General features: G+C 70.9%; 10 protein-coding genes, 5 pseudogenes and 2 riboswitches. Of the genes and pseudogenes, 4 read left to right on the plus strand and 11 right to left on the minus strand.

Annotation, left to right across the window (positions count from 1 at the left end; genetic code table 11):
* Positions 1–122: 122 nt before the first annotated feature.
* Positions 123–998, minus strand: coding sequence for a CbtA family protein (locus ACZ69M_RS34745; RefSeq protein WP_470056219.1), 876 nt, complete (start codon positions 996–998; stop codon positions 123–125).
* A 25-nt stretch (positions 999–1023) separates the two neighbouring features.
* Positions 1024–1239: a CbtB domain-containing protein gene (locus tag ACZ69M_RS34750; RefSeq protein ID WP_470056221.1), complete on the minus strand. Its 216-nt coding sequence runs from the start codon at positions 1237–1239 to the stop codon at positions 1024–1026.
* 39 nt (positions 1240–1278) lie between these two features.
* Positions 1279–1410, minus strand: a riboswitch (cobalamin riboswitch).
* A 271-nt stretch (positions 1411–1681) separates the two neighbouring features.
* On the opposite strand from ACZ69M_RS34750, the gene ACZ69M_RS34755 reads away from it, so the two are divergent.
* On the plus strand, positions 1682–2050 hold the full coding sequence (locus tag ACZ69M_RS34755; protein WP_470056223.1) for a hypothetical protein: 369 nt from the start codon (positions 1682–1684) through the stop codon (positions 2048–2050).
* A 43-nt stretch (positions 2051–2093) separates the two neighbouring features.
* Here ACZ69M_RS34755 and ACZ69M_RS34760 read toward each other — a convergent pair whose 3' ends face one another.
* From ACZ69M_RS34760 to ACZ69M_RS34785, 6 genes and pseudogenes are all read right to left on the minus strand, one after another.
* The gene (locus ACZ69M_RS34760; RefSeq protein WP_470056225.1) at positions 2094–2876 is read right to left on the minus strand and encodes an enoyl-CoA hydratase; all 783 of its coding nucleotides are present in this window, start codon (positions 2874–2876) and stop codon (positions 2094–2096) included.
* Positions 2873–3754, minus strand: coding sequence for a 3-hydroxyisobutyrate dehydrogenase (mmsB, locus tag ACZ69M_RS34765; RefSeq protein ID WP_470056227.1), 882 nt, complete (start codon positions 3752–3754; stop codon positions 2873–2875). Before mmsB ends, ACZ69M_RS34760 begins: the two co-directional genes overlap by 4 nt.
* Positions 3751–4827 (minus strand): enoyl-CoA hydratase/isomerase family protein, encoded by a 1077-nt coding sequence (locus ACZ69M_RS34770; protein WP_470056229.1) that lies wholly within the window; start codon positions 4825–4827, stop codon positions 3751–3753. The genes mmsB and ACZ69M_RS34770 overlap by 4 nt, the downstream gene beginning before the upstream one ends.
* Complete coding sequence (locus tag ACZ69M_RS34775) at positions 4824–5972, minus strand: acyl-CoA dehydrogenase family protein (protein ID WP_470056231.1); 1149 nt, start codon at positions 5970–5972, stop codon at positions 4824–4826. Before ACZ69M_RS34775 ends, ACZ69M_RS34770 begins: the two co-directional genes overlap by 4 nt.
* Positions 5969–7501, minus strand: a complete 1533-nt coding sequence (locus tag ACZ69M_RS34780) for a CoA-acylating methylmalonate-semialdehyde dehydrogenase (RefSeq protein WP_470056233.1) — start codon at positions 7499–7501, stop codon at positions 5969–5971. The genes ACZ69M_RS34775 and ACZ69M_RS34780 overlap by 4 nt, the downstream gene beginning before the upstream one ends.
* Positions 7502–7717: 216 nt before the next feature.
* A riboswitch (cobalamin riboswitch) is annotated at positions 7718–7891 on the minus strand.
* A 59-nt stretch (positions 7892–7950) separates the two neighbouring features.
* Positions 7951–8256: pseudogene (locus tag ACZ69M_RS34785) on the minus strand (ECF transporter S component); the annotation flags it as partial.
* Here ACZ69M_RS34785 and cobJ point away from each other — a divergent pair.
* Positions 8249–9036, plus strand: a pseudogene (gene cobJ, locus ACZ69M_RS34790) (precorrin-3B C(17)-methyltransferase); the annotation flags it as partial. The pseudogenes ACZ69M_RS34785 and cobJ overlap by 8 nt on opposite strands.
* A 47-nt stretch (positions 9037–9083) precedes the next feature.
* Here the strand turns inward: cobJ and nicT are convergent.
* The 3 pseudogenes from nicT to cbiE all read right to left on the minus strand — a co-directional run.
* A pseudogene (nicT, locus tag ACZ69M_RS34795) lies at positions 9084–10257 on the minus strand (Nickel transporter NicT).
* Positions 10258–10367: 110 nt separating this feature from the next.
* Positions 10368–10634, minus strand: a pseudogene (locus ACZ69M_RS34800) (precorrin-6A/cobalt-precorrin-6A reductase); the annotation flags it as partial.
* A gap of 1 nt (position 10635) precedes the next feature.
* A pseudogene (cbiE, locus tag ACZ69M_RS34805) lies at positions 10636–11127 on the minus strand (precorrin-6y C5,15-methyltransferase (decarboxylating) subunit CbiE); the annotation flags it as partial.
* Between the two features lie 161 nt (positions 11128–11288).
* On the opposite strand from cbiE, the gene tsaD reads away from it, so the two are divergent.
* Both tsaD and ACZ69M_RS34815 read left to right on the plus strand, forming a co-directional pair.
* Complete coding sequence (gene tsaD, locus ACZ69M_RS34810) at positions 11289–12341, plus strand: tRNA (adenosine(37)-N6)-threonylcarbamoyltransferase complex transferase subunit TsaD (protein WP_470056235.1); 1053 nt, start codon at positions 11289–11291, stop codon at positions 12339–12341.
* Positions 12341–12907 (plus strand): GNAT family N-acetyltransferase, encoded by a 567-nt coding sequence (locus tag ACZ69M_RS34815; RefSeq protein ID WP_470056237.1) that lies wholly within the window; start codon positions 12341–12343, stop codon positions 12905–12907. The genes tsaD and ACZ69M_RS34815 overlap by 1 nt, the downstream gene beginning before the upstream one ends.
* The last annotated feature ends 73 nt before the right edge of the window (positions 12908–12980 follow it).

A 12980-nucleotide genomic window follows, 5' to 3' on the forward strand; every position in this document is an offset into this window, starting at 1 on the left:
CGGCTCGCCGTCGACCCCGACCGGCGCACGTACGTTCCCTATCCTGTCGAGACCCGCAACCCCTGACAGAACAGCGGCGAGGCCGCGCCCTGTTCCAGCGGCGCGGCCCTCGGGAGAGTCGGTCAGGCCGCGGCGACCGGCTCCGGGTGTCCGCCCGGTGCGGGCGCGGCGGCGGCCCTGGTCGCCGGGTCGAGGAGCCGCTCGGCCATGGGGCCGAAGACCAGCCCCACGGCGGCCCACAGCAGGGCCTGGGCGGCGACGGAGTAGAAGCGGAAGGAGAACAGGACGTCCGCCGGGAAGCCCGGGTAGACGATGGTGCCCTTGGAGTTGGTCAGGGGCAGCGGGGTCTCCGTGGCGTGGTGGCCGTACTGCTGGACGTTGACGGAGAGTTCGCCGAGCTGCGGCAGCAGTGCCATGACGATGCCGATCGCGACGACGTACGCACCGGCGCCCAGGAGGGTGGCGTTCCAGTTGCCGAAGCGCGGCTGGAGGCGTTTTCCCAGCCAGACGGCCCCGACGAGGAAGACCACCGAGCACAGGACCATGACGAGGTAGAGGTTGCCGCGGTCCCTGATGGTGTCCGGGTGGCCGATGGAGGGCGGGTTGGCCGGGTACTTCAGGAACGGCACGCAGTACATGCCGAGGAACCCGCCGAGGGCCACCAGCAGGGCCAGGGCGCGGGGGCGCAGCTTGCCGACCCGGCCGAGGCAGATGGTGTAGGCGACGGCGAACAGGGCGCCCATCGCGATGCCGAAGAAGACCATGCCGACGCCGATGCCCACGTTGGCCTGGATGGTCCGGCTGAAGATGTCGGGGCCGGCGGCCTCGGGGGTCAGTCCGGCGGCCTTGTCGAGGGCGGACTGTGCGGCGTCGCGTCCGCTCTCGTAGTCGATGGCCTTGGCGATCTGGGGCTCGGCGAAGATACGGGCGAAGACGAAGGCGAGCAGACCAGCGAGTGCGCCGGCGATGACGCCGCGCAGGATCAGTTTCTTTTCCATGTTCGGATGTCCGGGCCGGTTCTCGTCAGTGGCAAGGGAAGCCGAGGAAGTGACGGGCGTCGTGCACGAACTCGTGGACGTGCATGTCCTTGCCGAACACCGAGTAGGCGCCCTGGTCGACACCGATGAAGTAGTAGATGGCCAGCGCGATCAGCGCGGTGCCGACCAGCCAGAGCACCGCCTTCGTGGCGGGCAGGACGACCGGGGTGGGAAGCGCGGCGTGCGCGGACATGCTGCTCATGGGGTGAGCCTCCTTCGGGGATCGTGCGTCCCTCGGTTCCATGGGGCGTCATGACGGCCAAGTGTCTGACTCCAGCCCCATCTCCACAGGGGCTGTCACAGTGGCGCGACCGCGCTGGACTCTCACCAGCTTCCTTATGCCGTCACTACAAGCCGAGCGTACGAACACCCTGGAAGTGTGGTCAATCAAGCAATGACCAAGGGAAGGTCTGCACGACCCCTATCCCCTTGTCCTGGGCGACTCAGGTCAACGAATGTTGCCGGAAGGCCGCCGAAGCCACGTCCAGGCGAGGGATTTCGGTCGCGGTCTGCATCGTTCAGGACAGCGCCGAGCCGCCTGGAACCAACCGCCGCCTCTGTCGCGTTTTCCGGACACCACAGGCATCGCGTGAGCAACCGGCCGGTGACATACGGACCACCCAGGGGACGAGCGAAGGAATCCAGTGGCCAGACGTCTCAATCCACGCCGGATCACCCTCGGCGGCAACGAGGCGGTCGCCCTCACCCTTCAGGAGTACGAGCAGCTCGTGGCCACCCGGCGGCAGATCGGAGGGCAGAGCGCCCGGGTGCGGGTGCTCGCCGCGGAGGCCAAGCGCACCGAGCAGCTTCTCCAGGACCTGGAGAAGCTGGTGGCGACGCCGGGGAACGAGTGCCTGGGGCAGTCCGGTACGGCATCCGGTACGCCGGCGGTCGCATGCTCGGTGTCATGTCCCGACGGTGCACCGGCCGAGGACAGCGCCGACTCCGACTCCGAGTGCCTGCGGTGTGCGGTCGCGGCGCTGCTGCGCCGGCACAGGCACACCGCCGCCTGAACCGGAGATCCTTTCTCCGGCCCGGCGGCCATGCCCATCGAGGTCAGCGGTGCCGGAACTCGGCGGCCCGCTTCTCGGTGAAGGCGCTCATGCCCTCCTTCTGGTCGGCGGTGGCGAACACCGCGTGGAAGAGCCGCCGTTCGAAGCGGACACCCTCGGCGAGCGTGGTCTCGAAGGCCCGGCCGACCGCCTCCTTCGCCATCATCGCGACCGGCAGCGACATACTCGCCACCGTCTCGGCTACCGCGAGGGCCTCAGCAAGCAGTTCGTCGGCGGGCAGCACCCGGGAGACGAGCCCGGCCCGCTCCGCCTCCTCGGCGTCCATGGTGCGTCCGGTCAGGCACATCTCCATGGCCTTGGCCTTGCCGACCGCCCGGGTCAGCCGCTGCGAGCCGCCGATACCGGGGATCACCCCGAGTTTGATCTCGGGCTGGCCGAAGACGGCGGTGTCGGCGGCCAGTGCAATGTCACACAGCATGGCAAGTTCGCAGCCGCCGCCCAGTGCGTACCCGGCGACAGCGGCAACCGTGGGCGTGCGCAACTGCCCCAGCCGGTCCCAGGCCGCGAACCAGTCGGCGAGGTACATGTCCAGGTAGCCCTGCGGCTGCATCTCCTTGATGTCGGCGCCCGCCGCGAACGCCTTCGCCGACCCGGTGATCACGATGCAGCCGCAGTCCGGATCGCGGTCGAGAGCCTCGGTGGCGGCGACCACCTCGCTCATCACCTGGAGATTGAGCGCGTTGAGGGCCTTGGGCCGGTTGAGGGTGAGCAGGGCGGTACGCCCCTTGCGCTGGACGAGGATCGTCTCGAACTCGGTCTCGGTCATGCCTGCCCCTCGCTCTGCTCCCGGATGGTTCGCACGATTCCGGAGAAGTCCTCCGTCGTGCCGACCTGTTCGGCGTAGGTGGCGTACAACTCGGCTGCCTTTAGCCCGAGTTCCGCGTGGACACCGCCCGCACGGACCGCGTTCGCGGCGAGCCCCAGGTCCTTGGCCATGAGGGACGCGGCGAAGCCCGGCCGGTAGTCACGGTTGGCGGGGCTGGCCGGAACCGGGCCGGGCACGGGGCAGTTGACGCTCAGCGCCCAGCACTGGCCGGAGGCGGTGGAGGCGACGTCGTACAGCGCCTGGTGAGACAGTCCGAGGCTCTCGCCGAGGACGAACGCCTCGCTCACGGCGATCATGGAGACCCCGAGGATCATGTTGTTGCAGATCTTGGCCGCCTGCCCGGCACCCGGGCCGCCGCAGTGCACGGCCTTCTTCCCCATGGCCTCCAGCAGCGGCCGGGCCTCGGCGAACTCGGTCTCTCCCCCGCCTGCCATGAAGGTGAGGGTGGCGGCCTCGGCTCCGACGACACCGCCGGAGACCGGGGCGTCCAGCGCCCGCATCCCGGCCGTGACGGCGCGCTCGTGTGCCGTGCGGGCGTCGGCGACGTCGATGGTGGAGCAGTCGACGAAGAGGGTGCCGGGGCGGGCGGCGGGCAGGATCTCGTCGTAGAGGCCGAGGACGTGGCGGCCTGCGGGCAGCATGCTGATCACGACGTCCGCGTCCGCGACGGCCTCCGGGGCGGAGGCGGTCGCCTCCAGGCCGGGGCCGGGGGTGACGACGAGGTCGTGGCCGCGCACCCGGTGGCCGGCCTTGGCGAGGTTGGCGGCCATGGGGGCGCCCATGTGTCCGAGTCCAATGAACGCGACGGTACTGCTCACCAGGCCACCTCCTCGGTGGTATCGGGTCCGGCGAGCCCGAGTTCGCGCTCGCCGAGGGGGGTGAAGAAGCGCTTCACGTCGGTGTCGGTGACCTCGGCGAGGGTGGCCGGGGCCCAGTGCGGGTCGCGGTCCTTGTCGATGACCTGGGCGCGGATGCCCTCCACCAGGTCGGGGGAGGTCAGGGTCCGGCAGGAGACGCGGTACTCCTGGTCCAGGACCCGCTCCAGCGGGCCGAGGTGCCGGGCGCGGCGCAGGGCGGCGAGGGTGACCTTGAGGGCGGTGGGCGACTTGGTGAGCAGGGTCTCCGCCGCCTCCTTCGCCGCCGGGTCGCCGTGGGCGAGCAGCCGCTGGACGGTCTCCTCGACGGTGTCGGACGCGTAGCAGGTGTCGATCCACTCCCGGTGGCGGGCCAGTTCCCCTTCCGGCGCGGGGCGCACGTGCCAGGTGAGCACCTCGTGAACGGGCAGTTCGGCGAGGTCGGAGATCAGCCGCGGGATCTCGTCCGACGGAACGTAGTGGTCGGCAAGGCCGCACAACAGCGCATCCGCGGAGCCGATCTGAGTTCCCGTCAGGGCGAGATGGGTACCCAGTTCGCCCGGCGCCAGGGCGAGCAGATAGGTGCCGCCGACGTCGGGGACGAATCCGATACCGGTCTCCGGCATGGCGATCCGGGAGCGCTCGGTGACGATACGGACGCTGCCGTGTGCGGAGACGCCGACGCCGCCGCCCATCACGATGCCGTCCATGAGGGCGACGTAGGGCTTGGGGTAGCGGGCGATGCGGGCGTTGAGGCGGTACTCGTCGCGCCAGAAGGCGGCCGAGGCGGTGCCGTCTCCGTCGCGGGCGTCGTCGTGGATGGCGCGGATGTCGCCGCCCGCGCACAGGCCGCGTTCCCCCGCGCCATTGATGACGACGGTCTCGACGGCCGGGTCGTCCTCCCAGGCGGTGAGTGCCTCGTCGATGCGGTGCACCATGGCGTGAGTGAGGGAGTTGAGGGCCTTGGGACGGTTGAGGGTGATACGGCCCGCCCGCCCGTTGGTGCGGAGCAGGACCGTCGGATCGGTGTCGGTCATCCGAACGCCTCCGTCAGACCGCGGGCCACGATGACGCGCATGATCTCGTTGGTTCCTTCCAGGATCTGGTGGACCCGCAGGTCACGGACGATCTTCTCGATGCCGTACTCGCTCAGGTAGCCGTAGCCGCCGTGCAGTTGAAGGGCCCGGTCGGCGACCGAGTAGCCGGTGTCGGTGGCGAAGCGCTTGGCCATGGCGCACAGGTACGGCGCCTGCGGGTCACCCCGGTCGAGGGCCTGGGCGGCCTGCTGGACCAGGGCCCTGGCGGCGGCGAGTTCGGTGGCCATGTCGGCGAGTCGGTGGCGCAGCGCCGGTTCGTCGAGGAGCCGCCCGCCGAACGCCTGACGGTCGGCGAGGTGGGCCAGGCTGCGGTCGAGGGCGCTGCGGGCGCCGCCGAGCGAGCAGGCGGCGATGCCGAGCCGGCCGCCGTTCAGGCCGTTCATCGCGATGCGGAAGCCCTCCCCCTCCCGGCCGAGGAGCCGGTCGGCGGGCACGCGGACACCGTCGAGGACGACCTGACGGGTGGGCTGCGCGTTCCAGCCCATCTTGCGTTCGTTCGGGCCGAAGGCGACGCCTTGGTCGTCCTTGTCGACGACCAACGCGGAGATCCCCTCGGGTCCGGGGCCGCCGGTACGGGCCATCACCACGTACAGCTGGGAGACGCCCGCGCCGGAGATGAACTGCTTGACCCCGGTGAGGATCCAGTCGTCGCCGTCGCTGACGGCCCGGGTGGTGAGGGCCGCCGCGTCGGAGCCCGCGCCGGGTTCGGTCAGGCAGTAGCTGGCGAGGTCCTCCATGGCGCACAGGCGGGGCAGCCAGCGGTCGCGCTGGGCGTCGTCGCCATAGCGGTCGATCATCCAGGCGACCATGTTATGGATGGAGAGGTATCCGGCGATGGACGGGCAGCCGGAGGCGAGGGTCTCGAAGACGAGGACGCCGTCGGCGCGGCTGAGGCCCGAGCCGCCGGACTCCTCCCGGACGTAGACACCGCCGAGGCCGAGCCCGGCCGCCTTGCGCAGGACGTCGACGGGGAAGTGCTTGTCGCGGTCCCAGTCGAGGGCGTGCGGGGCGAGGTGGTCCTGGGCGAAGTCGAGTGTGGTCTCTACGAGGGCCTGCTGGTCCTGGGTGAGGAGCATGGCGCTCACCCCATGGTGGGGATCGTGAAGCTGGCGCCCTCGCGCAGACCGGCGGGCCAGCGTGAGGTGACCGTCTTCGTACGGGTGTAGAAGCGGATCGCGTCCGGGCCGTGCTGGTTGAGGTCACCGAAGCCGGACCGCTTCCAGCCGCCGAAGGTGTGGTACGCCACCGGTACCGGGATGGGTACGTTGACGCCGACCATGCCGGTGTTCACGCGCCGGGTGAAGTCGCGGGCGGTGTCGCCGTCCCGGGTGAAGATCGCGACGCCGTTGCCGTAGACGTGCTCGCTGGGCAGGCGCAGCGCCTCCGCGTAGTCGGCGGCGCGGACGACGGCCAGGACCGGGCCGAAGATCTCCTCCTGGTAGATCCGCATCGCCGGGGTGACCCGGTCGAAGAGGGAGGCACCGGCGAAGAAGCCGTTCTCGTGCCCGGGGAGGGTGAAGTCCCGTCCGTCGACGACGAGTTCGGCGCCCTCCTCGACACCGAGGTCGACGTACGAGCGGACCCGGTCGAGGGCGTCGCGGCCGACCAGCGGGCCGAAGTCGGCCTCGGGGTCGTCGCTGCGGCCGATGCGCAGGCTGCCGATGCGCTCCTTCAGGCGGGCCACCAGCGCGTCGGCGGTGTCCTCGCCGACCGGGACGGCGACCGAGATCGCCATGCAGCGTTCGCCGGCCGACCCGTATCCGGCGCCGATCAGGGCGTCCACGGCCTGGTCGAGGTCGGCGTCCGGCATCACGATCATGTGGTTCTTGGCACCGCCGAAGCACTGGGCGCGCTTGCCGTGCGCGGCGGCGGTGGCGTAGATGTGCGCGGCGACCGGCGTGGAGCCGACGAAGCCGAGGGCTTCGACCCGCGGGTCTTCGAGGAGGGTGTCGACGCTGTCACGGGCACCGTTGACGACGTTGAGGACGCCGGGCGGCAGTCCCGCCTCCAAGAACAGCTCGGCGAGCCGCAGCGGCACGGACGGGTCGCGCTCGGACGGCTTGAGGATGAAGGCGTTGCCGCAGGCCAGCGCCGGGGCGGCCTTCCAGAGCGGGATCATCGCGGGGAAGTTGAACGGGGTGATGCCGGCGACCACGCCGAGGGGGGAGCGCAGCGAGTGGACGTCGATGCCGGTGCCGGCGTTGTCGGTGAACTCACCCTTGAGCAGATGCGGGATGCCGGCGGCGAACTCCACGACCTCCAGGCCGCGTTGGAGATCGCCGTGCGCGTCGGCGACGGTCTTGCCGTGCTCGGAGGAGAGGAGCCGGGCAAGGGAGTCCTTCTCCCGCTCGGCCAGGTCGAGGAAGCGCAGCAGGACACGGGCGCGGCGCTGCGGGTTCCACTCGCCCCACTCGCGCTGGGCCTCGGCGGCGACGGTGATCGCCGCCTCGGTCTCGGCGCGGTTCGCCAGCGGCACGAGGGCCTGGACCTCGCCGGTGTTGGGGTCGAAGACGTCGCCGTAGGCCCCCGAGGTGCCCGGGGTGTGCTTGCCTCCGACGAAATGGGTCAGTTCTCTAACAGGTCGGACAGGGGTGTGTTCTTGTGCGCGGACCATGGGTGCCTGCTCTCGTCAGGTGATCCGAGGATGGCGCGACGGCCCGGCACCCGGGCGGACGCGGTGGCGTGCGCGGGCGTGACGGGGTCACGTGAGAACGCGTGGGGCGTGGGACCTCAGGCGGTGCCGCTCGGGCACCCGACAGGACGTGGCGCCGGCCGGGCGGGGTCGTGAACGCACATCGGTGCCATGCGTGTCAGCTCCATCCTCGTGGAAAACACGGAACATCCCACGGCCGGTATCCTGACTCCCGGATCAGCGCGCGCCGTCCGCCTTCCCGACTTCCAGCTCGTCAGTGGCGTCCTGCTCGACGGCGTACTCCCCGGTCACAGTGGCGGGACCGTGCCGGAATCACACCGGCTTCCCTGCACCGCGGGCTTACCCCACGAATATATACTTGGACGTCCTAGTAAATCCAGTGAGACGCACCGGATGGCGCAATCCGTGGCCTACCGGCGTTCCGCGAAGCGCACCGGCGCCCGGAATCGCGCCCGGCGGGCGGCCCGCCGGAAGGTCGTCAGCACGGCGGGCCCTGCCAGCAGGACGCACACGAAGTTGGTGACGGCCCGCCCGGTGTCCCAGCCCAGCGAGGTGGCCAGGTCGAAGGCGACGTAGCGGTGCCACTGCTCGGTGAAGGGCAGGCCCGGCAGGTAGGCGATGGAGCTGTTCGGGTCGAGGGAGAACGGCCAGAAGGAGAGGTTGAGGAGGAAGCCGAAGAGGTAGCCGGAGAGCGAGCCGTAGCCGGCCAGCATCACCGTGCTGCCCAGCCAGGCCGACGCCGAGCGGCCCGTGCCCCGGCAGCGGGGCGAGGTGGTCGTGGTCGGGACCGGGCCCGCCGGTCCGCTCTGGCTGACGCCCGAGACGCGGGGTGCGCTGGCCGCCGCGGACGACCTGGTCGGCTACACCACCTACCTGGACCGGGTGCCCCGGCGCGGCACGGCTCGGACAACCGTGTCGAGGCCGAGCGCGCCGAGTTCGCACTGCAACTGGCCCAGCGGGGACGGCGGGTGGCCGTGGTCTCGGGCGGCGACCCCGGCGTCTTCGCCATGGCGACCGCCGTGCTGGAGGCCGCGTCGATGAAGTACCTGGACGTCCCGGTGCGGGTGCTGCCGGGCGTGACCGCCGCCAACGCGGCAGCCGCCCGCGTCGGCGCCCCGCTCGGCCACGACTACGCCGCCATCTCCCTCTCCGACCGGCTCAAGCCCTGGGAGGTCGTTGCCGGGCGACTGCGTGCCGCGGCCTCGGCGGATCTGGTTCTGGCGCTGTACAACCCCGTTTCGAGCAGCCGTACTTGGCAGGTGGGCAAGGCCCGGGAGCTGCTGCTGGAGCTCCGGTCGCCGGAGACTCCGGTCGTGGTCGCCCGGGACGTGGGCGGCCCCGGCGAGCGCGTGCGGATCGTGCGCCTGGCCGACCTCGACCCGGCCGAGGTCGACATGCGCACGATCCTGCTGGTCGGCTCCTCGCAGACACAGGCCGTGCCGCGGGCGGGCGGCGAGGAGATCGTCTGGACGCCTCGCCGGTATCCGGAGGGGTGAGCATGTGCGGCGCCTCTTCGTCGGCCGAGGAGGCGCCGCAACCGGATCTACTCGGCGCCCTGCTCGGCGGGGGCGGGCCCCTGTGCCAGCCCCGCCGTCCACTTCTCCTCGATGCGGCCGACCTTCCACACCAGCAGGGCCACCGCCCAGGTGGCGAAGAACAGGCCGACGATGACGTAGCCGATGACGTTCAGGTCCAGGCCCGACACCCAGTCCCAGAACGGGCCGTGCAGGTCCGCCTTCTCGGCGATCAGACCGAGGAGTTCGACCGTGCCGATGATGAGGGCGACGGCGACGGACAGGCCGGTGATGGTGAGGTTGTAGTAGACCTTGCGGACGGGCTTGGAGAAGGCCCAGCCGTAGGCGAAGTTCATGAACGAGCCGTCGATGGTGTCGAGCAGGGACATGCCGGCGGCGAACAGGATCGGCAGGCAGAGGATCGCGTACCAGGGCAGGCCGGAGGCGGCGCCCGAGCCGGCGAGCACGAGGAGCGCGATCTCGGTGGCGGTGTCGAAGCCGAGGCCGAAGAGGACGCCCAGGGGGGTACATCTGCCACGGCTTGGTGATCGACTTCATCAGGCGGCCGAGGATGCGGTTCATGAAGCCGCGGTTGTTGAGCTGCTCCTCCAGGGCGGCCTCGTCGAAGTGGCCGGAGCGCATGTCGCGGAAGACCTTCCAGATACCGGCCATGATCACGATGTTGATGATCGCGATGGCGTAGAGGAAGGTGCCCGAGACCGTCGTACCGATCCAGCCGGTGACGCTGTGCAGTGTGGAGTCGTCGTTCTCGACCGGTCCGGCCAGCGCCTTGACGCCGAGGGAGAGCAGGAAGGCGAGGGCGAAGACGATGGTGGAGTGGCCGAGGGAGAACCAGAAGCCGACCGAGAGCGGGCGCTGGCCGTCGTTCATCAGCTTCCGGGTGGTGTTGTCGATGGCGGCGATGTGGTCGGCGTCGAAGGCGTGCCGCATGCCGAGGGTGTAGGCGGTGACGCCGATGCCGATACCGAAGGTCTTGGTACCCAGGCTGTAGTGCTCAGGAGCGACGATCGCCACGAGCGTGAACCAGCCGATGACATGCAGCGCCAGGATGAACGCGGCCATTCCGCCGAGGCTCGCCCATTCCTTGCGGGTCATGGACGTGCGTATGCGGTGCCACGAGAAACCGCCTTCCGTGCCCGGAGCGGCCGGGCGTGCGGAGGCGGAATCGGGAGCGGAGGTCATGGGGACGTGGGCCTTACTGCTGGGCGAGTGGCTGTTTTCAGCTGCACCCTTCAGGTTTCTGCCAATGAGTTGCAAGAACAAGTCATGTGCAGTAAAGCCCATGTCAGGATTCAGTCAGGGACACGGAAAATGCGCAGGTCGAGGCGTTCCCCGAGCCAGCGGGCCGCCCGCTCCGGGCCGGGCACGGACGGAACGCCCCCGGGAACCGCGGGCCGCCGGACCACGACCACCGGCACTCCTGCCTCCCGGGCGGCGACCAGCTTCGGCGCGGTCGCCGCTCCCCCGCTGTCCTTCGTCACCACGACGTCGACGCGATGCCGGCGCAGCAACTCGCGCTCGCCGTCGAGGGTGAAGGGGCCCCGGCCGAGCAGCACCTCCGGCGACCTCGTCGGGCGTGCTGGCGTCCGCGCTGAGCACAAGGAGCCGTCTGCCGTGGTGCAGGGCGGCGGCCAGGCCGGCCGTGGGGCGGCCGACGAGGGTGACGACCTCGATGTCCTCCAGGGGCCAGCCGAGTCGGGCGGAGGCGTAGGAGACGGAGGAGGGGGGCGGGAGGACGTGCAGGGTGCCGAGTTCCTCGGCGAGGGCGCGTCCGATGCCGTAGAACATCGGATCCCCGCCGGCCAGGACCGCGATGCGGCGTCCGGCGTGGGCGGCCGGCAGACCGGGGACGGCGGGCCGCAGAGGTGAGGGCCAGGTGATCCGCTTCCCGGCACACTGCGGCGGCAGCAGGTCCAGCTGGCGTGAGCCGCCGATCAGGACCTCGGCATCGCGCAGCGCGCTGCGGACGGTGTCGGGGAGTGCTTCCCAACCGTCGGCCCCGATCCCGACGACGGTGACAGCAGGGGTCGTTCCTGGTCGTGCGGGGTTCACTGCTCGGTACCTCGGGATTCAGGGCGGCTGCCGGGACGGCAGGGGCGCACTCTACTGGCCGGGGGCCTGGAACATTCACGCGCGGGTACACACCGACCTCGACCTTATTGCACACTACTTGCAATAACTTACTCAGTGCAGCAAGTAGGAAAGGGGTGGGCATGGGCTCTCCGATCGTGCTGGGCATCGAGTCGTCGTGCGACGAGACCGGTGCCGGGCTGGTCCGGGACGGACGGCTGCTCGGCCACGTGGTTGCGTCGAGCATGGACGAGCACGCCCGCTACGGCGGTGTCGTGCCGGAGATCGCCGCCCGGGCGCACGTGCACGCCCTGCGCCCGGTGATCCGGCAGGCCCTGGACGAGGCCGGGCTCGCCCTCTCCGACATCGGCGCGGTCGCCGTCACCACCGGGCCGGGCCTGTCCGGCGCGCTCCAGGTGGGACTGGCCGGGGCGAAGGGCATCGCGTACGCGCTGGGCGTCCCGCTGTACGGCGTCCACCACCTCGCCGGCCATGTCGCCGCCGACACCCTGGAACACGGCCCGCTCCCCAACCCCTGCATGGTGCTGATCGTCTCCGGCGGCCACACCTCGCTCCTGCTCGTGCGTGATCTCGCCCGCGACCCGATCCGCCATCTCGGCGACACCCTCGACGACGCCGCCGGGGAGTGCTTCGACAAGGTCGCGCGGGTCTTCGGGCTGCCGTATCCCGGCGGTCCGTCCATCGACCGGGCAGCGCGTGTGGGGGATCCGCGCGCTGTCCCCTTTCCCCGTCCCCTGCCCGGCTCGTACGACTTCTCCTTTTCGGGCCTGAAGACGGCCGCCGCCCGCTGGGCGGAGGGGCACGCGGGCCGCGAGGTGCCGGTGGCGGACGGTGCGGCCTCGCTCCAGGAGGCGGTGGCGGACGTACTGACCCGTAAAGCGGTTGCAGCCTGCCGCGAGCACGGCGTCGGCACGCTGGTCGTGGTCGGCGGAGTGGCCGCCAACTCACGGGTGCGGTCGCTCGCCGAGGAGCGGTGCCGGGCCGCCGGCGTGGAGCTGCGCGTCCCACCGCTCAGGCTGTGCACGGACAACGGCGCGATGATCGCCGCGGTCGGCGACCTCCTGGTCCGTGCCGGGGCCGAACCCGCCCCGCTGGACGTGTCGATCGACCCGTCGGCGCCTCTGGACCACGCGGCGCTGCACCCCGTCGCGGCGGCACGGGCGGTGGCGGCCTGATGGACATCCGGATCTTCAGGGACGACAGACTGTGCGCCCACACCGCCGCCCTGCACTCCGTGTACGTGGACGCCTTCTGCGACCCGCCCTGGAACGAGGACGAGGAGAAAGCGGTCGAGTTCGTCGGGCAGCTGACGACAAACGTACGACGGCCGGGCTTCACCGCCGCCCTCGCCTTCGCCGGCGAGGGGCTCGTCGGCTTCACCACCGCGTGGACCACCCTCGCCCCCTTCCCCACCGACCGCTGCTACCCCCAAGCAGCCGCCGGCCTCGGCCCGGACCGCACGGTGGAGTGGCTGTGCGGCGCCCGCGAGATCGACGAACTAGCCGTCCGTCCCGAGGCTCGTGGCACCGGCCTCGCCGCCGACCTCCTCGAAGCGGTCACCGCCGACGCCCCCGAGGGCCGTTCGTGGCTGCTCACCTCGGTCCAGTCGGGCCGGGCCATGTCCTTCTACCGCCGCCAGGGCTGGACCCAGGCCACGCACCCCTCTCCCGAAGGCAAGGGCATCGTCGTCTTCCTCGGCCCCCGCCACCCGGCCAAGGCCCTCGCCTCCCAGCCCCTGTAAGCATCCGAACCCTTCGTGCGCACCGCCGAGATCCGTCGCCGCTTCCTCGACTCGGCATCGTCACCGGCACACA

The organism is Streptomyces sp. NPDC107454 (assembly GCF_055582885.1).